Origin of the sequence: Corynebacterium sp. KPL4072, from assembly GCF_037908395.1 — a bacterium.
Classification (GTDB): domain Bacteria; phylum Actinomycetota; class Actinomycetes; order Mycobacteriales; family Mycobacteriaceae; genus Corynebacterium; species Corynebacterium kefirresidentii.
In genome coordinates, this window is record NZ_JBBMGE010000008.1 from 124,099 (window position 1) to 143,232 (window position 19,134).

The window sequence follows — 19,134 nt, forward strand, 5'->3', positions numbered from 1 at the left end:
CCCTGCGCCAGAGTCACCCCCCTGCCAATGTGAGTGATCTGGCGATACAGGAAATTCGTCGCAGCGTTCATAACTCTCCAGGACGACGGCGGACTTACTGCGGGGTGAGGACATCCTTGCCCACGAAGGGGCGCAGGGCCTCAGGGACAACGACAGAGCCGTCGGCCTGCTGGTGGTTTTCCAAGATAGCAACTAGCCAGCGAGTAGTCGCCAGGGTGCCGTTCAAGGTAGCTGCGGTCTGGGTCTTGCCATTCTTGTCACGGTAACGGGTGGACAGGCGGCGAGCCTGGAAGGTGGTGCAGTTCGAGGTGGAAGTCAGCTCGCGGTAGGTGCCTTGGGTAGGAACCCAAGCCTCATTGTCGAACTTGCGGGCTGCCGAAGAGCCGAGGTCGCCACCGGCAATGTCGATGGTGCGGTAGGGCAGCTCCATGGCTGCAAGCATGTCCTTTTCCATAGATAGAAGGCGCTGGTGCATTTCTTCTGCATCTTCAGGCTTGCAGTAAACGAACATCTCCAGCTTGTCGAATTGGTGGACGCGCAGGATGCCGCGAGTGTCCTTACCGTGGGAGCCGGCCTCGCGGCGGAAGCAGGAGGACCAGCCAGCGTACTGCAGCGGACCGTTAGAAAGGTCGATAATCTCATCCTTGTGGTAGCCGGCAAGGGCCACCTCCGAGGTACCGACTAGGTACATATCATCGGCTGGGAGGTAGTACACCTCATCGGAGTGCTGTCCCAAGAACCCGGTGCCGGACATAATGTCTGGGCGGACTAGAACTGGCGGAATCATCAGCTTGAAACCAGCTTCGCGCGCCTTCTGGGCCGCGAGCATGAGCATTCCTAGCTGCAGGAAGGCACCGTCACCAGTGAGGTAGTAGAAGCGAGCTCCACCTACCTTAGCGCCACGCTTGACATCGATAAGGCCCAGGGACTCGCCCAGCTCAAGGTGATCTTTCGGTTCGAAGTCGAACTCAGGAATCTGGCCGACCTCTTCCATCACCACGAAGTCATCTTCGCCGCCGGCTGGGGCGCCTTCAACCACGTTATCCAGCTTGTACTGCAGCTCTTCCACCTTGGCCTCAGCGGCAGACTGTGCCTCTTCCGCTTCCTTGACCTTGGCCTTCAGCTCATTGGAGCCCTCTAGCAAAGCCGGGCGCTCTTCCGGGGAGGCCTGGCCGATCTTCTTGCCAAAAGCCTTCTGCTCGGAGCGCAGTTCGTCGGCCTTTTGAATAGCAGCACGGCGCTGCTCATCAGCTTCCAAGAGCTGGTCTACGAGGGAGGGATCCTCACCTCGATTCACCTGGGAAGCACGGACAACGTCAGGGTTTTCGCGGAGTAGCTTGAGATCAATCACGAATGTAAGTTTAGCGTATTGACAACACCTTGCGGTGGTAATAACCAGCGAATTACCATGGAGTTATGTCCGCCGTTCAGCTCCCCGCCCGCACTATTACGGACGGCCCCGTTCCAAAACACGCCCAATTGCACGATATCCTCGAAGAATTGTGCCGCACGACCCTCAAACCCGGCGATACCCTCCCCGGCGAAAGGCTCCTTGAGGAGACCTACGGGGTGTCACGTATCACAGTACGCCGCGCCATCGGTGATCTCGTCGCGGCCGGAAAATTGCGCCGCATCCGCGGTAAGGGCACCTTCGTGGCCCCCAATCCCCTAGTCTCCCGGCTCCACCTGGCCTCATTTTCAGATGAGATGGGCGCCCAAGACGTCACCGCCTCTTCTAAAATCCTTACTAGCGGCCGCAGTAGCGCCCCAGAGGATGCCGCCATCTTTTTTGATACGCCCGCTAACACCGAACATATTCACCTGCGCCGCCTGCGCTTGGGCGATGGCGAACCGTACTCCATCGACGATGGCTGGTATAACTCCACGTTCGCGCCCAGCCTTTTGGAAAATGACATCTACAACTCGGTCTACGCCATCCTCGATTCTGTCTTTGATGTCCCCATCACCGATGCGGATCAGACGGTCTCCGCAATATCGGCCGATGCGGACACTGCCCCGCTTCTCGACGTCCCCGTGGGCACCCCACTGCTTCACATTGTGCGCTACTCCCGCTCGGGCGATAGGCCGGTGGAGTGGTGCTCCTCGGTTTATCGCACCGACCGCTATCGCCTGACTACCCGGGTGGCTAGGGAGAACAGTCTCTAGCCAGCATCCAGGTTAAAAGGTAAGATTAGGGGCCTTATGAAGAAATCACCTGCGTGGCGTTCCGCTGTGGCCGTCCAGATTGTCTTGATTGCGGCAATCGCGGCGGCCGTTTTCATGGGCATCTACGGCGTTATCAGCTCCCAGAAATCGGGCAGCGGTGAGACCACCGCTGCCCAGCAGCACGATAGCGGGGATAATTCAGAAACCGCTGCCCCTAAACCGGAACCTTTCACCGCCGCGGCCGCTGGTGCCTGCTTGACGTGGGATATCGCGCAAGATGGCTCCGCCACAGGGTTCAAGGAAGTACCGTGTTCCGAACAGCACCGCTTCGAGGTCTCCAAGACCGAAGACTTAAGTGTGTACCCCACCAGCGAATTCGGTCCAGATGCTACTCGCCCGGCACTTACCCGCCAACACCAATTGCGCGATGAGCTGTGCGAATCCGCCACCGTGAACTACCTGCACGGCAAGTGGGATCCCAACGGCAAGTACGACGTGGCATCCATTCTCCCGCCGCAGTCTGCCTGGGATCGCGGCGACCGCACCCTACTCTGCGGCCTGCAAACCACCGATGACCACGGCGTACCGCAGCTTAATCTCGGCAACGTAGAAGCCTCCGAGCAGGCCAACCTCACCAAGCCGGGCGAATGCTTGTCCATCGATGACAAGCAGGTTCCACACGTCGTTGACTGCGCTAAGCCGCACCAGATGGAAACCGTATCCGTCATTGATGTGGGCAAGCAGTTCCCTGATGGCTACCCGGATGGCAAGGATATGGACAAATTCCTTTCCGATACCTGCACCGCCGCTACCGAGGACTACCTCGGCGGCGAAGAACAGCTCTATCAATCCACGCTGCAACCGTTCTGGGGTTCTATCACCGAGGCCTCATGGAATGGTGGCACCAAGTCCGTCAATTGCTTCCTCGTGCATGCCCGCGCAGGCGGCGGCTTCTCTGCCATCACCGGTTCCGCTACCGGTGGCCGTCAGGCCCTGACTATCGATGGCAAGCCGCCGGAGGAGCGACCTGAGCGCAATCCGCTGCGCGAGGATAAGGACAATAGGCCAGCGCCCGAATCCGCCGCCCCTGCACCAGCCCCAGCACCCTAATGGTGGAGGTTTCGGAAGAGCGCTTCGATGAAATGGTCAACGAGGCGCTGGATCAGGTCCCCGAGGAATTTGTACGTCGCATGCGCAACCTCGTCATCTTGGTCGAAGATGAAAACCCCGATAACCCGATGCTGCTCGGGCTCTATGAAGGCGTGGCGCTGCCCCACCGCACCTTCGATCACACTGGTTTCCTGCCCGATGCGATCTTTATTTATCGCAAGACGCTGCAGCGCTGGTCCGGCAGCGAGGAAGACCTAGCAGAGCAGGTCAAGGTGACAGTATTTCACGAACTCGGCCACTATTTTGGCCTCGAGGAAGAGGAGCTGCACCGCCTAGGCTGGGGCTAGAGCTCCGTATCTGCCCAACGGGTCAATGTCCACTGCCCAAAGTCCTTGCCGCAGGGCTCCATCACCATGAAGCGACAATTGGGCAGATAGCCGGTATAGGCAAAGTCGGCATCAACCCCCGTGGCATGCTTGGTGACCACGCGGATGGCCGCGCCGTGGCTGACAAGGATTACATCGTGGTCGTCGGCAAGCTGGCCCGCAATGCCCTCCAGAACCGGCTGGTAGCGCGCCAGCACATCCTCTAGGGTCTCGCCACCTTCCATTCCGGCGTCCTGCTCGCCATCGCACCAGCCGCGCATGGCCACCATGTGCGAACGGTGGGCATCCTCGCTGCCGTCCATTTCCCAATCGCCGGCAGAAATCTCGTGCACGCCGGCGATCACATCAACGCGCTGGGAAAACTCTGGAATGCCGCGCTCCTGTTCAAAGGCGCGTGCCGCCAGCATCGCGGTTTGCTGCGCGCGCAGCGCGACGGAGCATTTAAATTCCACCTCGCGCTCGCCCACCAACTGCGCTAGCTCACGGCCGACCTCCGTGGCTTGGTCGCGCCCGCGCTCAGTAAGCTCGGCCCCAGGCGGGCGAGTATCAAGAAGACGAGAAATATTGGAATAGGTCTGGCCGTGGCGCAGCAGGATGATTCTTCCGGGCATGCCTCTAGATTATTGGCCCCTGCGTGCCCGCGCTACCCATTCATCCGCCGCGGCAAGATCGCGCGGCGGCCTGCCTGCGGGGGTTGCCGCCGGCCAAGAGCCAAGGAAGAGCACGTTCTGCGCCCGCAACCACAATGCCCGGAGCGCCTCTGCCACCGGTTGGTCTTCAATATGCCCAATGAGGTCTATATAGAAACGGTATTCACCAAAGGCCTCCCGCGTTGGACGCGACTCAATCCGGGAAAGGTCCACCCCGCGGTGTGCAAAGTCCTGCAGTGCTCCCACCAGGCTGCCCGGCTCATTAGGCAGGGTGAAGATAACACTGGTGCGATCCTGTCCGGTACGCGCGGTAGGCTTTCCCGGGCGCCCCACCAAAACAAACCGTGTTGCGGCGCCCTTTATATCCGCCACCCCCTGGGCCATGGTCTCCAAACCAAAGATCTCGGCCGCCCGCGCTGGTGCCGCCGCGGCATCAGCATCCCCCCGAGCCACCGCCTCGGCCGCAGCCGCATTGGAGCTAGCCGGCACGAACTCAACCTCCGGCAGGTGTTCTTTTACCCACCCGCGGATTTGCTGGAAGGCCACCGGGTGGGTACTGAGCCGTTTAATATCCTCCGTGTCCGGCCGGGTCATGATGCTAAAGGCCACGGGGATATCCACCTCGCGGTAAATCTGCACCGGTTCTCCCTCTACAAGGGCATCAAAGGTGGTGGTTACCGCGCCATCGACGGAATTTTCAATAGCTACGCAGGCATACTCGGCCTGCCCGGCGCGCACCGCGGCCACCGCTTCCGATGGAGAGCCAACCGGCATGGTCTCTACCTCCGGCAGGTGCGCGGCAAACTTGTGCACGGCCGTTTCCGTAAAAGTTCCGGCCGGTCCAAGGAAGGCGATGGTGGTAATCATGCTCGTCACCTTAGCCCACTAGACTGGTGCCCCATGGACTTTTCCGTAGAACAGCTCCGCGCGGACCTGCGCGGCCTTGCCCCAGAGGAGCATGGTTTTACCTACGTGGATCTGGACCGCAAGCCTTCCGCCTACGGCCGGCTAAGCGGCTGGGTCCTGTCCGCTAAGGATCTCTGCGATGTCCGCGGCATGCCCACTACCTTGGGAAACATCGATCGTACCTACTACCCTGAGCGTAGCGATTCCTTCATAGAGGGCTTGGAAAAGCAGGGTGCGCGCATCATCGGCAAGTCCTCCGCTCCGGAACTTGGCCTGCGTGTAGATACGGAACCGGTGGGCCTGCCCCACCCCGATAATCCCCTCTACCCCGGCTGCACCCCGGGTGGTTCTTCGGGTGGCGCGGCGGTGCAAGTCAGACGAGGATTGCTGCGAGCAGCCCACGCCAGCGATGGCGGCGGATCCATCCGCGTGCCGGCCGCGGCCTGCGGCGTCGTGGGTTTCAAACCGGCGGGTGCGGAGCTGGGCGTGCAGGGCTTTATTACCCGGACCGTGGCAGATAATGCGTTTTTGCATGGGCACCGCATGATCACCCCGCGCGCCCGCATCGGTCTGCTACTGGAGCCGTTGTTCTGCGATGCCAGCGTCGCTGCGCACCACCTCCGCGCCGCCCGCGAGGCCGCCCAGCGCCTACAGGCAGCCGGCTTTCAGGTAGTGCCCATTTCCCCCTACCCTCAGGCTCGGGCTACCTTTGCGCATTTCCGGAATATTTTTACCTCCCGCCTAGCGGAGCTTCACCCAGCAGAAGGCTACGCCGAGTGGATTGCCCAGCAGGGGCGGCGCGTCAGCTCTGCTGAGGTGGCCGCGGCGCGGGCACACGTTCGGCAGCTGCCGGACCTACTGGCCCAAGAGTGGGGCGTAGATGCCATCCTCACCCCGATGCTGACCACGGATCCACCGCGCACCGGATATTTCCTGTCTCTGTCCCATGAGGAGAATTTCGCAGCCCAGACCCAGTGGTCCCCGTGGGGTTCGCTGTTTAATATGGCCCAACTTCCCGCCATTTCCGTGCCGTGGACCATTCCCAATCACCCACCGGTGGGAGTACACCTAGGGGGCATTACGCTTTCCGACGCCTCCCTGCTCGGCCTCGCCCACATCCTGCACCCATGACCAAGTCTCTACGCGCCGAACTGCTCATCGTCCTCACCCTCACCTTTGGTATTTCCGGGGTGCGGGCGGTGTTGAACCTCATCAATTCCTTCGCCTCACCGCAGCGGCTCAATGAGCAATCGGTCACGCTCAACTCCAGCCAGTCCTCTTTAGCCTGGGTGGATATGGGCCTGCAGCTGTGCTCGGCCACTGTACTCTGCTCCTATGGTGCCTTAGCGCTCTTCCTGCTGGCTAAGGACCATATTTTCCCGCGCGCCTACCGCGCCCGCGACTGGCTGGAGGGGGCAGGGCTTGCCGCACTTATTGGAATTCCGGGACTCGCCCTATATTTCACGGCGGTCCACTTCGGGTGGAGCAAAGAGGTTATCCCCGGCGATTTTGCCAATGCTTGGGTGCACATTCCCGTTTCCCTTTTTAAGGCAGCGGCTAATGCCTTCGCGGAGGAAACCGTGGTGGTGATGTGGTTTATGACGCGCTTGCGCCAGGCCCGTTGGTCCCTGCCGACAATACTTGCCGCGAGCTCTATCTTGCGCGGTTCTTACCACCTCTACCAGGGAGTTTCTGCTGGATGTGGCAATATCGTGATGGGGTTAGTGTATGGCTACTACTACCACCGCACGGGACGGGTATGGCCGTTGGTCATAGCGCATTTTCTTATCGACGCCGTCGCTTTCGTGGGTTATTCCTTCCTGTGAAAATGCCCTTAGGGGGACGTCGCGAAGCGGGCGAAACTCCCCGCACCTTGTAAGGTATAGCGCATGACTGAATCAGGACGAGATCCGCATAGGGAGGCCCGCCGAGCCGGCGACGGTTCCTCCACTGAATTCGTCCTTGGGGCCGATGGACGTCCCCTCAAGGATCGATACGGCCGCCCCATTCGACGCCGTTCCTCCGCCCGCCCGACGCCGCGGCGCGTCGAACCGGAACAGCAATCCTTCCGCGCTCCGCAGCCACAGCGGCAGCAACAGCCACCGCGCCGCACCCCGCCCCCAACGCCGAGCCGCTACCCGAGTCAATACCGAGCGCAGCAACGCCCGCCCCGTCGGACCGAACCCCGACCGGCGCCCCGCCAGCGCCCGCATAGCCGCCGTAAGAAGGTCAACCCTGCCAAGCGCGCCCTCGGTTGTATTGGTATGGCGCTTGTTGTCCTCTTGGTATTCAACCTCGTCTTCATGTTTTGGACCGATGCTCGCCTCACCCGTGTCGAAGCGCTTCCAGAAGACCAAGTGTCTAATACCGCCGGCACCAATTGGTTGCTCGTCGGTTCCGATTCTCGTCAGGGCCTCAGCGAGGAACAGCAGGCCGAACTGGGCACCGGCGGCGATGTAGGTGAAGGCCGTACCGATACCATCATGCTGCTGCACATTCCCCGCACCGGCAAGGCCAAGCTCGTGTCCATTCCGCGCGATAGCTACGTAGAGGTCCCCGGTTTTGGCATGGACAAAATCAATGCCGCCTTTACCTACGGTGGACCGCAGCTACTCGCCCAAACCGTTGAAGGGACAACCGGTCTGCACATCGACCACTATGCCGAAATCGGCATGGGTGGCCTGGCCAATGTGGTCGATTCTGTCGGCGGTGTGGACGTGTGCGTGAAAGAACCCATCAATGACCCGCTCGCCGGCATCGATCTCCAAGACGGCTGCCAAAAGCTCAAGGGACGCGATGCCTTGGGCTACGTGCGCACCCGTGCTACTGCCATGGGTGACCTAGACCGCGTGCAGCGCCAGCGCGAATTCTTCTCCGCTTTGCTGGATAAGGTGGCTTCTCCTGCCACCATTATCAACCCATTCCGCGCCTACTCCTTGGTCAACCACACCGCTTCCTCGTTCATCGTGGGCAACGGTGACCACGTCTGGCATCTTGCCCGCGTGGCGCTTGCCATGGGCTCCGGTGTGGAAACAGAAACCGTCCCCATCGGTGGGTTCCAAGACACCGAGGTAGGCAACGTAGTCCTCTGGGACGAGGAAGCAGCCTCTGGGTTGTGGGATTCCCTCAAATAGGGATCAAAAAATGGCACCTCCGCCACAGGAGGTGCCATTTTTTATGTCTTTAACGCAAGGTCACCTGGCGAGACTTGATGTTTTCGAGCTGCTTGCGCTCATCGGCGCTGAGCTGAGCATCATTAGAAATTTCCTCCTCCAGGGCCTTATCCACGCGGGTGAGGTGGTCCTCATAGGAAGCGTGGTCAACCTCTGGATCCAAGTCAAAGACTGGGGCAATAAGGCCGTGGGTGCGGAAGACACCGGCAAACTTGGTATCTTCACCGAGGTTCAGCTCACCGCGGGCGGCTACGCGTGCCAGCGCATTCAAGAATGCGGATTCATCGTCACTCGGGCGGACCCAACGAATATGGGCCTTGCCACCGCCGGCATTTGCCCAGAAAGCAGCGCCGGTGATGTTCTCGCCCACTTCGTGGGATTCGATGACGGAATCATTAGCTGCGCGTAGGGACTGCGCAATCTGCGGGGTGACCTGTGCACCCTCCGGGATCCACCATTCGAAGTCTTGGTGCACCTGCACGTCGAGGGCTGCGGAGGCGTCGATAAGCTCTTCCAGCTTCGGCTCCGAGCCATCAGCCGCAGTGGATTCCAGGGTGGCGCCAGGCTCATTATTCTTCACCCAGTTGAGGGCAAAGGCGAGGTCGCGGCCCGGGTTATGGGTATGCGACTGTACCTGCAAGCCCACGAAGGCATCGCCGCCAAATTCGGCATCACGAATTAGCGCAGCAGAAGCACCCGGCAAGACGGTGGCTACATATACGTTCTTGTCGCAGCCCTTGACCTCAAGCTTGGCAAAAGCGGAGGGGACGAACTCCTGCATGGCGACCAGGCTGGCCTCTGCAGCAAGTCCACCGTAGGGGCGGGGATCCTTTTCTAGGGCAGCGCGCTCCTTGGCGCGGGCGGCGAGCTTTGCCTGGCGGCGGGACATGCCATCAGGCAGCTGTTCCTTGTTCTTTTTCTTCTTGGCCATGCTTCCAAGATACCTGGTTACTAGAGCTCAATGGCATGCAGGGCCACTTCGGGTTGGTTGGTAGCGAGCATATCCACCCCATTGGCCCACGCCCACTTCATATCCTCCGGCTTATCTACGGTCCACAGGTAAGTAGGCAATCCCTGGGCACCGATAATTGCTGGCTGTAGCTTCGCACGCAGCAAGGATACGCCCAGCGCGGTGGGCTTGGACAACATCACATCGGGCCGGTTGACGTGGCGTTCCCAATCGCGGCGGAGATAAATCCGGTCCATATGCGGCGCCAAGTTTTGCATCCGCCGAATGGCATGGTGGGAAAAGGAAATGATGTGGATCCGGGGATCGTCGAAAAGCCCCGCATAACGCAGGCGCAGCACCGTTTGCTCCTCCAGGATGTCGCCCTGCCCGGAGGGGTGCTTGGTCTCGATGTATAGGTGGTGCGGTTTGCCCTCGAGTAGCTCCAAGAGTTCATCGAGAAGCATCATGCGTTGGCCCGAACCGATGTCCACGCCGCGCAATTCTTCCCAGTCCAGCTTGGAAATGCGGCCGGGACGCCCCGCAGTGCGGTCCAACGTGGGATCGTGTTGGACCACTACCTTTCCATCGCGCGTCAAGCGCACATCGCACTCGACGCCATGAATTGGCAAATCTAAAGCCTTCTCAAAAGCTAGAGGGGATAGCTCTGGATATTTTCCGGAGTATCCCCTGTGGGCGACAATCTTCACTAGCCGAAGAACTCTTCCTTGATGTCATTCAGGGTCTTCGCAGAAGCATCGAAACGCTCCTTTTCGTGCTCATTGAGCTGCAGCTCAATCGCGCGCACGATGCCGGAACGATTGATAATGGCGGCAGTGCCGATGTAGAGATCTTCTACGCCGTACTCGCCCTGCAGATACGCAGACACTGGCAGAGCCACGTCCTGGTTCTGGATGACGGCGGCGGTAATGCGGGCTAGGCCCATGCCGATGCCGAAAGAGGTAGAACCCTTGGCATCAATGATGGAGTAGGCAGCATCGCGGGTATCTTCGAAGATCTTCTCGATGCGCTCAGCGTACTCCGGATCCGTGTCGAACTTCTTGGACAACGGAACACCAGCGATATTGGCAGTAGAGACGGCCGGCAGCTCGGAATCGCCGTGCTCGCCCACGATGTAGGCGTGAACGGACTTCGGGGCAACGCCTTCTAGCTCACCCAACATGTAGCGGAAGCGAGCGGAGTCCAGCACGGTGCCGGAGCCGATGACTCGCTTGTGGTCCAGGCCGGAGGCCTTCCATACGGCGTAGGTCAGGATGTCCACTGGGTTGGAGGCGACAAGGAAGATACCGTCAAAGTCATTGGCCTTGACATCGGAGACGATGCTGTTCATGATCTTGACGTTTTTGCCCACCAGGTCGAGGCGGGTTTCGCCCGGCTTCTGTGCGGCACCGGCGCAGATGACAACCATATCGGCGTCTGCGCAATCGGCGTAGGTGCCCTTGGTGACGCGAGTGCGGGTGGGAGCCCAAACAACGCCGTGATTGAGGTCCATGACGTTGCCCTCTAGCTTCTTTTCATCGATGTCGATGATTGCCAGGTGGTCAACGATGCTTTGGTTGATGAGAGCGAAGGCGTAGGCGACTCCCACGTCGCCGGCGCCGATGAGAACTACCTTGTTTCCTACATGATTTGCCATGACCCCATTGTGCAACTTTTTGGGGGGTTTTGCACGGGCTAGATCTCACCCTGAAATTCCCACCGAAATCTGGGACAATCGGGCATTATGAAACGCGCTCTCCGCCGCGCTGCACTAATCGCTCTTGGCGTAGCCGCGGATCTCACGCCCATCGTCCGTATGACCAGCCGGCAAACCTTACCGCCCAATATGTCGGCTGGAATTTTGGGTGCGGAATTAGCCACGTGGGCAGCAATTTCACCCTCTCTCCTCCCTCGCCCGTGGTGGGTGACTGCCGCCAATGTAGCCATTGGCCAGGGCATCGGACATTTGGGGGCGGCTTCGACAAGCTTCCTACTCAACAGCATTGGTAAGCGCCCCCAGGACCGCCTGGGGCCACAACATCGACAGATCCTGCACCTTGCTATCGGCGCCGGCACCGCCTTTAATGCCGTACTTTCGTTGCGCAACCAGAAAAAGCAGGCGGAGTTAGTAAATAAACAGCTCGTGCGCGGGCCCGTTACGGCGGCGATCGGCTTGGCCGCTGGCACCGCAGGCTATGGCACACTACTGCTTATCGGGGAAGCCACACAGCTGGCCGTTACTAAATTATCGCGCCAGTTGGGACGCTGGGTTCCGGCGCTTATCGCTTGGCCGGTTGTTACCGCAGGACTGAGCCTAACGGCCTTTGCCCTTTCTGATCGCGTGGTTTTTCGGCGCTGGTTGCGCTCACTTTCGCACCAAGCGCAAAGAATCAATAAGCAAATTTTCCCCGGCACCTCCATGCCTTGGGAGCCGGAGCGGTCCGGTAGCCCGTGGTCGCTCGAGCCGTGGTCGGCGCTGGGGCAGCAGGGGCGCCGCTTTGTTTCTAATGGCCCCCGCGCCCGCGATATCCGCATGGCAACAGGAATCAATGCGAAAGAGCCCATCCGCATCTATGCCGGATACATTCCGGGGCGTTCCTTCCGGCAATCCGCAGAGAAAGTTCGCGCCGAACTCGAGCGCACTGGTGCCCTAAGGCGCGAAACTATTGTTATCCAGATGCCTGCGGGTTCGGGATGGATAAATAATTGGGGCGCGTGCTCCTATGAGTTTTTAACCGGCGGTGATTGCGTCACCGTCACCATGCAATATTCCTATCTGCCTTCGGTCTTTGCTTACCTTGTAGATAAAAACGCTCCGAAGCAGGCAGCCTGCGAATTGATTCGGGTGATACAAGAAGAAATAGATAAGCTACCGGAGGAAAACCGCCCTCGGCTCTATTTTGCAGGTGAATCGCTTGGAGCCTACGCCATTATGGATAACTACCATAATGTGGAGGACCTACTTTCTGCCTGCAATGGCGCCGTCTTTTCCGGCCCTCCACGCATGACGCATTTTACCCAGCGTTTGCGCCGAGACATTGGCTCTTTGGAACGTCTGCCCGTTATCGATGGCGGTAAACATGTGCGCTACGCAGCGGCCCCGGACCACACGCTGCACGACGCCTTTGGCAACGACTTCGCCCATACCTGGCGCCGGCCCCGCATGCTCATTGCCCAACACGCTTCCGACGCCATCGTGTGGTGGGACCTGAATCTCCTTGTGCGCAGGCCCACATGGATCCATGAACCGCAGCCGGAGGCCCTGCACGCGGATACCTTCCGGCAGCTGCACTGGGTGCCATTTATTACCTGGTGGCAAATTGGCTTGGACCAAATCAATTCCCTCAACGTCCCCGGCGGGCACGGACACAACTACTTTGAGGAAATGCTCTGGTATTGGGACGAGGTTTTAGGATCCCAATCGCGCCAATCGCTCACCCCGAAGTTGGCTAAGAAGATTGCCCGCTTCATCCGACGCGACGCTTAATCGCACTTCACCCCGGTGCTGTGGTGCGGGCAGTATCCATTGGGCACCTTATGTAGATACTGCTGATGCTCGTCCTCAGCTAGGTAGTACTCCCCGGAATCTGTATCGGAGAGGAGTTTAACCTCCGTGGTGGTATCTCCGAATCCGAATTCCTTGAGCTTGTACGCATAGGAATCCACGATGTCCTGGATTTCTGCCCGCTCATCCTCCGTGCGTGGATAGAAGGCAGAGCGATATTGCGTGCCTACATCATTGCCCTGACGGAAGCCCTGGGTGGGATCATGCGCCTCAAGGGCCTGCACCACAAGATCACGCAGGCTGATGCGTTGCGGGTCATAAACCACCTGAACCACCTCGGCATGGTTGGTCAGTCCGCGGCATACCTCGTAATACGTAGGATTCGGGGTAGTGCCACCCGCATAGCCCACCGAGGTGGACTCCACTCCTTCTGTCTCCCAGAACATCTTCTCCGCACCCCAGAAACATCCCAGTGCAATGAGGATGGAGCGCTGTCCTTCTTTCCACGGTCCGGTAATCGGCGTTCCTAAAACAGCATGCGGGGCAGGGTCCAGAATCGGCTCGGCTCGCCCTGACAGGGCTTGGTCTGCGGCAACGAGCTTGGGCTCTGGTTTAAACATCCACATGAGGCATAGCTCCTTCCTTATTCCTTCTTCCCAACGTTGTACTGCGAAAAGCTATTCCACAGCCAGTTAATATTCGCGCTGGTTCCACAATTCGAATTAATCATGGCGAAATCTTTCAACCGTGCCTATCATCGGGACACGTACCCGAAGAAAGGATTAAATTAATGGCTGTTTACGAACTTCCTGACCTCCCATACGCATTCGACGCACTGGAGCCACACATCTCCGCAGAGATCATGGAGCTCCACCACGATAAGCACCACGCAACCTACGTTGCTGGCGCTAACGCTGCACTCGAGGCGCTCGAGGAAGAGCGCAACGGCGAGGCTAACCCGGATCGTATCCGTGCCCTGTCCAAGAACTTGGCATTTAACCTGGGTGGCCACACCAACCACTCCATCTTCTGGAAGAACCTGTCCCCGAATGGTGGCGGCGAGCCAACCGGCGAGCTGGCAGAAGCTATCAACCGCGACTTCGGCTCCTTTGAGAAGTTCAAGGCTCACTTCTCCGCTGCCGCTACCTCCCTGCAGGGCTCTGGCTGGGCAGTTCTGGGCTACGACCACATTGCTGGCCGCCTGATCATCGAGCAGCTGACTGACCAGCAGGGTAATACCTCCATCAACTTCACCCCGCTGCTGATGCTGGATATGTGGGAGCACGCTTTCTACCTGCAGTACAAGAACGTTAAGGCTGACTACGTAAAGGCCGTATGGAACGTCTTCAACTGGGATGACGTTGCTGAGCGCTTCGCTGCAGCCACCAAGTAACTCCTTTTAGTTACACAGGCCGCCCCCTCTGGGGCGGCTTTTTCTATGCCCGGATAAACTCCCGGAATTGCTGCACCGGAGGCGCATCGTCCCCGGCGCGCCACACCAAGCCGAGTTCGCGGTACGCCGGCGGCGTAAGGGGAACTAGGCTTCCCACCTGTAGATAAGGATCATCCAGCGGCAGGAGCGCCACCCCAAGGCCGGCCGCTACCAGCCCCGCAACGGTGGTAAGCTCCATCGATTCGAAAACAAGGTGGGGACTAAAGCCGGCATCTTCCGCCAGGGCATCAAGGAGCATGCGCGTGCCATAGCCGGGAAGCATGCCGATGAACGGCTCGGCCGCACATTCCGCAAGATCTACCTCTTGCCGGTGTGCTGCCCAGTGGCCTTCCGGTACCGCAAGACCTAGGCGCTGCACCTTTATCTGGTGCCAGCCCAATGCGGCATTCGGCCGCGGGCCTACCAGCGCGAGGTCGGATTCGCCATTTTCTACTCTGCTCACCAGCTCTTGCGCCGCCCCTTGGTGCAGGCGAATATCCACGTGGGGGTGCAGCTCGCGATAACTTTTGATCAGATCCGGAACCAGCCAGGTGCCGAGCGAGTGCATGAAATCAAGGCGCACGGTACCTCGTTCGGGGTCCATGAGGCGGGCTACATCGTCCCGGCCTGACTCATAGGCGCGGAGCATTTCCCGTCCTGTCGCAGCGAAGACGGTTCCGCGCGAGTTTACATGCAGGGTGTGCCCAGTGCGCTCAAAAAGACGGGCACCGAGGCTTGCTTCTACGCGCTGCACGCGGCGGGTCAGTGCAGATTGGGAAATCCCCAGCTCATCGGCTGCAGCGCCAACCCGACCGTAATCCACCACGGCAAGGAAGCCGCGGATATCTTCAACATTCATGCATGCTCCGCATCGCTTTTTGTAATTTTCCACATTTTACACATGCAGTACCACGAGGCAGGCTAAATGACATGACTAGAACGCGGCGCGCAACGGTAGCCATGCTCCTAGTGGGCTTGGCCATCTTCTCCAGCCTTTATTCCACCCAAGCCATTCTTCCCACGCTGGTACAAAACATGGGTCTTTCCTCCACCGAGGCGGCCATGACCGTATCGGCCGCCACGGGCGCGCTGGCCCTGTGCGTCGTCCCCGCTTCCATCCTCTCCGAGCGCTTCGGCCGCGGCCGCATCCTGCTTATTTCGGCCGTTTCCGCCACCAGTGTGGGGCTCATTGTGCCGCTCGCTGCCGAAGGATGGCATCTTATCTTGCTGCGCGGCCTGCAGGGCGCTCTCCTCTCCGGTGCACCTGCCACCGCGATGGCATGGCTTTCTGAAGAACTCGATGATAAAGCGCTACCGCGCGCCATGGGACTCTACATTGCAGGAACCTCCGTCGGTGGCCTTACCGGCCGTCTCATTCCTACCGGGCTGGTAGAGATTTCCACGTGGCGCTGGGCCCTTTTTGGCTCGGCGCTAGTTTCGCTCGCCTTTGCCATCACGTCGTGGCTCCTGCTTCCCGCGCAACGCAATTTCCGGCCGAAATCCATCCATCTCACCAGCGAAACTCGGGCGCTTTTCGGCCACTGGGCTAACCGGGATTTGGCATTGCTCTTTCTCACCGCGTTCCTCTCTATGGGCACATTTGTCTCCATGTACAACTTCCTGACCTTCCGGCTCATCGATGATTTTGGGTTGGCCCCTTCACTCGCCGGTTTGGCCTTTCTCTTCTATCTTTCCGGCACGTGGTCCTCGGCGCGGGCGGGCTCTCTCGTGGCACGGATCGGGCATGGGAAAACCCTCTGTGCTTCGGCCGCACTTTTTACCCTTGGCATCGCATTATGCGCCGGTAACCTTCCCATGACACTCCTGGGCATGATCGCCTTTACCGTGGGCTTTTTCGCCGTCCACTCCACTGCCTCCGGGTGGGTGGGCCAGATTGCCACCCATGACCGCGCGGAGGCGTCCTCGATGTACGTATTCTGCTATTATTTCGGCTCTTCGGTGGTGGGGGCGTGTGCAGGCATGCTTTTCGACGCCCTTTCTTGGCCCCTCTTCATTGCCTTCTTCACCGCAGTGGCCCTTAACCTTAGTGCACTGACTTGGACCAGGATTAAATCCGACTAATATCGGTTTTATGCCTGAGAATAAGTGGTCGGCGCGGACGTGGCACCGAAGGGCCTCTCGGCCCGTATCTCTGTGGATGATGGTCTTCATCCTCGTGGGTGCCACGCATACCCTGGTGCCGAACTACCGATGGGTGCTCATTCACCTGTTCACCCTCGGACTAGTGAGCAATAGCATCATGGTCTGGTCACAACACCTGACGGAAAAATTCACCCAACAGCGCCTCCCCGATTCCGCCCGGCCCACCCAATTGGGTCGCATCTATGGCCTCAATGCCGGCATCATCATCACGCTACTCGGCCAAGTCCTTATGGAATTCTGGTCCCATCACTGGATAGTCACCCAGGTGGGAGCCACGCTCATTACTCTCATGATGCTTTGGCATGCGGCATCGCTCTTCCGGCAATGGCGCGGCGCCAAAGAAAAGCGCTTCCGGCCGGTGGTGGGCGCCTATGCACTTTCCGCCCTCTGCCTGCCGGTAGGCGCCATGTTTGGCGCACTGCTAGCGGTCCACCCCGGCCACCCTACGCTGCTGCTCGCCCATATCGCCGCCAATATCGGCGGTTTCATCGGCTTGGCAGCGGCCGGCTCCCTCACCATCCTTTTCCCCTCCATTTGGCGCACCCAAGGTATCAATCGCCACATGCGTTCCTCCTTTGCCCTGCTCGCCGTCGGCGTGGCCGCCACCATCATTGGGGCCTTCCTCGGATTCCCCCAGTTGGGCCTAATCATGTACGGCTGCGGTTGGGTACTGAGTCTGCAGCAGTGGCTCGACAACGTGCTCACAGTGGCTAAAGACCCGCGCGATCGCATTACTTTCGCCTCGGTCTCCGTCCTTATGGCCTCGTTATGGCTGGTGCTGTCTTTGGCGTATTACACCGTCCGGCACTTTTTCACCCCTGAACCGGCACTGCCTTCCCTCGCCTTGCTGGTGGGGTTTGCCGGTCAGCTCCTCATCGGCGTCATGAGTTACCTCTTGCCCACCACCATGGGTGGCGGCCCCTCTGCGGTCCGGGCGGGCCTACAGCAGCTAGACAAACTCGGCTTATTGCGTGCCACATTCGTCAACGGCGGGCTACTCATCTGGATCGGTACCGATATTTCCCTACTCAAGGTGGCCGCCTCCCTTCTGTGCATCCTTTCTCTGGCTGTCTACCCCGTGCTCATCGCCCAAGCGGTCAAAGCCCAGAAACAGGTCTTAATGAAAAAGGCGGAGGGCCCAGATCCCAAGCCGGGACCTGAATGGAACCAGGTATATATGGGCATAGCGATCCTCGCGGTCATGTATGCCCTATTTACAGCGCTCTAACCCCCGGTGCTCCGGCATCCATCCACTCGCGTACCGCGCGGGTGGCCTGTACATCGCCGGAGTTATAGTCCAGCAAACGCTGCCGCGCCACGAGGTCCCCGGCTAGCGCCTCGCGCCGCGCATTCACGGATTCTTCGCCGTCGAAATCCTCTTCTGGCCACGTAAACCCAGCCTCAGGCGCAACAACCTTCAGGCCCAGGCCAAAGGGGCCGGCGAAGGATCTTTTAACGTGGGCGAACATATCCACCCACTCAGGCGAGGAGATGAACTCTTCTACCTCCCGCTCATCCACCTCGTGGAAACGCCGCGCGGACATACGCATCCAGTGATTCTCGCCATGGGCAGAGTAGCAATAAGCAGCAAAGGTTTTACCCTGCGCATGCGCCTGCGCCCGCAGATCCATCAGCCAGCGCCAGAAGGCCGCAAAATTTTCCGCCTCGGCGCGCCCTCCCAACGGCTCCCAGGTCACGAAAGGGACATACTCGCCGTCGTACCACGCTCCCCATAGATACGCGCCCTGGTCCAGGTAGGCTTCCATATCCACGTCTACTTCCACGTCCGCCCGCGGAACGTTCACGTCACCGCGGCGCAACAATACTTCCCCGGCGCGCCAGGCGGCTGCAAGGCGGGAGGGTTCGCCCAGGTCGGCGTCGATAAGCGCCTGCACGGAAGTAATACCTCGCTCGCGGTAAGGCTTAGCGCGGTCGCCGGATAAAAAGAGCGAAATATCATCCGCCGCCACCAACTCTGGTTCACACAAAGACCAGAAGCGGCAGCTAGCGCACTCTTTAACCCGTACCGGCGCAGTAGGCAGCGGCTGATTCCACGCGCGTTCCAGATCAAACCTGGCCGTGTCAGTAAAAAATGCTCGCGTGCGATCCTGTCCAATGGCTCCGCCCCAGCCCGAATCAAGCCCTAGATCCTGCAAAGCACGAGCGGCAAAAGCTAAGCGGTAGCCATCCACCGCATGGTGGCGCAGCTTATACGGGGCTTCGAGCGGCTCGCTCAGCCCCAACCTGTGGGTGGGCACCGCCAGCGTCGTCTTCGTGTCATTCTTGCGGGCCACACGATGATTGGAGACGATGATCGGGGTGTATTTATCGCCCTCACGCAGCAGCACATCCACGTGCACCATCCACTCCTCGGTAGCAAAGACCGCATTGGTGATGTGCGTATATCCGGAAACCACAGCCTCAAGGGTGCGCATGGAGCGCTCCCACTCATCGCCTTCTAAATCGATGCGGCGGAAACGACCGGAACCCCTGCGCGGAAGCATCTGCATGACCGCCTCCACGGCGGCGGCGTGGCGTTCCGCCCGGGCAATCGAGGCATGGGTACGCGGCATCTCGGGGTGCGCACGCCGCTGCACTAAGCGGTAACGGCATCCCACAAGGTCCGAAGCAACAACCACATCCTCCACACCGGGTGAGCTTAATAGAATGGCAAGGTAAAGTTGAATCCAGACTCGA

Annotated in this window: 19 protein-coding genes; 10 read left to right on the forward strand and 9 right to left on the reverse strand. The window is 59.6% G+C overall.

Annotated features, from left to right (window positions below):
• Positions 1-94: 94 nt before the first annotated feature.
• Positions 95-1,351, reverse strand: a complete 1,257-nt coding sequence (gene serS / locus WMP97_RS09470) for a serine--tRNA ligase (RefSeq protein ID WP_340440386.1) — start codon at positions 1,349-1,351, stop codon at positions 95-97.
• A 65-nt stretch (positions 1,352-1,416) separates the two neighbouring features.
• Here serS and WMP97_RS09475 point away from each other — a divergent pair, with 65 nt between their 5' ends.
• The 3 genes from WMP97_RS09475 to WMP97_RS09485 are packed head-to-tail and all read left to right on the forward strand — an operon-like array spanning position 1,417 to position 3,623.
• On the forward strand, positions 1,417-2,166 hold the full coding sequence (locus WMP97_RS09475) for a GntR family transcriptional regulator (RefSeq protein ID WP_239206388.1): 750 nt from the start codon (positions 1,417-1,419) through the stop codon (positions 2,164-2,166).
• A 36-nt stretch (positions 2,167-2,202) separates the two neighbouring features.
• A complete protein-coding gene (locus tag WMP97_RS09480) occupies positions 2,203-3,276 on the forward strand; it encodes a septum formation family protein (RefSeq protein ID WP_340440388.1) in 1,074 nt (357 codons plus the stop codon).
• Positions 3,276-3,623, forward strand: a complete 348-nt coding sequence (locus WMP97_RS09485; protein WP_340440389.1) for a metallopeptidase family protein — start codon at positions 3,276-3,278, stop codon at positions 3,621-3,623. The genes WMP97_RS09480 and WMP97_RS09485 overlap by 1 nt, the downstream gene beginning before the upstream one ends.
• On the opposite strand, the gene WMP97_RS09490 is transcribed toward WMP97_RS09485, so the two are convergent.
• Together WMP97_RS09490 and pheA are read right to left on the reverse strand one after the other, a co-directional pair.
• On the reverse strand, positions 3,620-4,273 hold the full coding sequence (locus WMP97_RS09490) for a histidine phosphatase family protein (protein WP_340440390.1): 654 nt from the start codon (positions 4,271-4,273) through the stop codon (positions 3,620-3,622). The genes WMP97_RS09485 and WMP97_RS09490 overlap by 4 nt on opposite strands.
• A gap of 9 nt (positions 4,274-4,282) precedes the next feature.
• Positions 4,283-5,179 (reverse strand): prephenate dehydratase, encoded by an 897-nt coding sequence (pheA, locus tag WMP97_RS09495; RefSeq protein ID WP_301733072.1) that lies wholly within the window; start codon positions 5,177-5,179, stop codon positions 4,283-4,285.
• Between the two features lie 33 nt (positions 5,180-5,212).
• Between pheA and WMP97_RS09500 the strand changes: the two genes are divergently transcribed.
• From WMP97_RS09500 to WMP97_RS09510, 3 genes are all read left to right on the forward strand, one after another.
• Positions 5,213-6,349, forward strand: coding sequence for an amidase (locus WMP97_RS09500; protein WP_023020098.1), 1,137 nt, complete (start codon positions 5,213-5,215; stop codon positions 6,347-6,349).
• Positions 6,346-7,044, forward strand: a complete 699-nt coding sequence (locus WMP97_RS09505) for a CPBP family intramembrane glutamic endopeptidase (protein WP_340440391.1) — start codon at positions 6,346-6,348, stop codon at positions 7,042-7,044. Before WMP97_RS09500 ends, WMP97_RS09505 begins: the two co-directional genes overlap by 4 nt.
• Before the next feature lie 63 nt (positions 7,045-7,107).
• Positions 7,108-8,352, forward strand: coding sequence for an LCP family protein (locus WMP97_RS09510; protein WP_023020100.1), 1,245 nt, complete (start codon positions 7,108-7,110; stop codon positions 8,350-8,352).
• Positions 8,353-8,401: 49 nt separating this feature from the next.
• On the opposite strand, the gene WMP97_RS09515 is transcribed toward WMP97_RS09510, so the two are convergent.
• The 3 genes from WMP97_RS09515 to WMP97_RS09525 are packed head-to-tail and all read right to left on the reverse strand — an operon-like array spanning position 8,402 to position 10,994.
• On the reverse strand, positions 8,402-9,322 hold the full coding sequence (locus tag WMP97_RS09515) for a DUF5926 family protein (RefSeq protein WP_023020101.1): 921 nt from the start codon (positions 9,320-9,322) through the stop codon (positions 8,402-8,404).
• Between the two features lie 20 nt (positions 9,323-9,342).
• Positions 9,343-10,047: a glycerophosphodiester phosphodiesterase family protein gene (locus WMP97_RS09520; protein WP_023020102.1), complete on the reverse strand. Its 705-nt coding sequence runs from the start codon at positions 10,045-10,047 to the stop codon at positions 9,343-9,345.
• Positions 10,047-10,994 carry an L-lactate dehydrogenase gene (locus WMP97_RS09525; RefSeq protein WP_340440392.1) on the reverse strand — a complete coding sequence of 316 codons (948 nt, stop codon included), beginning with the start codon at positions 10,992-10,994 and terminating at the stop codon, positions 10,047-10,049. Before WMP97_RS09525 ends, WMP97_RS09520 begins: the two co-directional genes overlap by 1 nt.
• Positions 10,995-11,081: 87 nt before the next feature.
• Between WMP97_RS09525 and WMP97_RS09530 the strand changes: the two genes are divergently transcribed.
• Positions 11,082-12,824, forward strand: a complete 1,743-nt coding sequence (locus WMP97_RS09530; RefSeq protein WP_316328250.1) for an alpha/beta-hydrolase family protein — start codon at positions 11,082-11,084, stop codon at positions 12,822-12,824.
• On the opposite strand, the gene msrA is transcribed toward WMP97_RS09530, so the two are convergent.
• Entirely contained in the window at positions 12,821-13,468 is a 648-nt protein-coding gene (msrA, locus tag WMP97_RS09535; protein WP_316328251.1) for a peptide-methionine (S)-S-oxide reductase MsrA, read from the reverse strand. The two genes, WMP97_RS09530 and msrA, sit on opposite strands and share 4 nt — an antisense overlap.
• Positions 13,469-13,632: 164 nt before the next feature.
• Between msrA and WMP97_RS09540 the strand changes: the two genes are divergently transcribed.
• Positions 13,633-14,235, forward strand: a complete 603-nt coding sequence (locus tag WMP97_RS09540; protein WP_005325362.1) for a superoxide dismutase — start codon at positions 13,633-13,635, stop codon at positions 14,233-14,235.
• A gap of 43 nt (positions 14,236-14,278) precedes the next feature.
• Here the strand turns inward: WMP97_RS09540 and WMP97_RS09545 are convergent, their stop codons facing one another.
• Entirely contained in the window at positions 14,279-15,133 is an 855-nt protein-coding gene (locus tag WMP97_RS09545) for a LysR family transcriptional regulator (RefSeq protein WP_023020106.1), read from the reverse strand.
• A gap of 71 nt (positions 15,134-15,204) precedes the next feature.
• On the opposite strand from WMP97_RS09545, the gene WMP97_RS09550 reads away from it, so the two are divergent.
• Both WMP97_RS09550 and WMP97_RS09555 read left to right on the forward strand, forming a co-directional pair.
• Complete coding sequence (locus tag WMP97_RS09550; RefSeq protein ID WP_340440393.1) at positions 15,205-16,356, forward strand: MFS transporter; 1,152 nt, start codon at positions 15,205-15,207, stop codon at positions 16,354-16,356.
• A 10-nt stretch (positions 16,357-16,366) separates the two neighbouring features.
• Positions 16,367-17,665: a copper oxidase gene (locus WMP97_RS09555; protein WP_340440394.1), complete on the forward strand. Its 1,299-nt coding sequence runs from the start codon at positions 16,367-16,369 to the stop codon at positions 17,663-17,665.
• Here WMP97_RS09555 and WMP97_RS09560 read toward each other — a convergent pair.
• Positions 17,652-19,085: a TM0106 family RecB-like putative nuclease gene (locus WMP97_RS09560; protein ID WP_301733079.1), complete on the reverse strand. Its 1,434-nt coding sequence runs from the start codon at positions 19,083-19,085 to the stop codon at positions 17,652-17,654. The two genes, WMP97_RS09555 and WMP97_RS09560, sit on opposite strands and share 14 nt — an antisense overlap.
• Positions 19,086-19,134 lie beyond the last annotated feature (49 nt).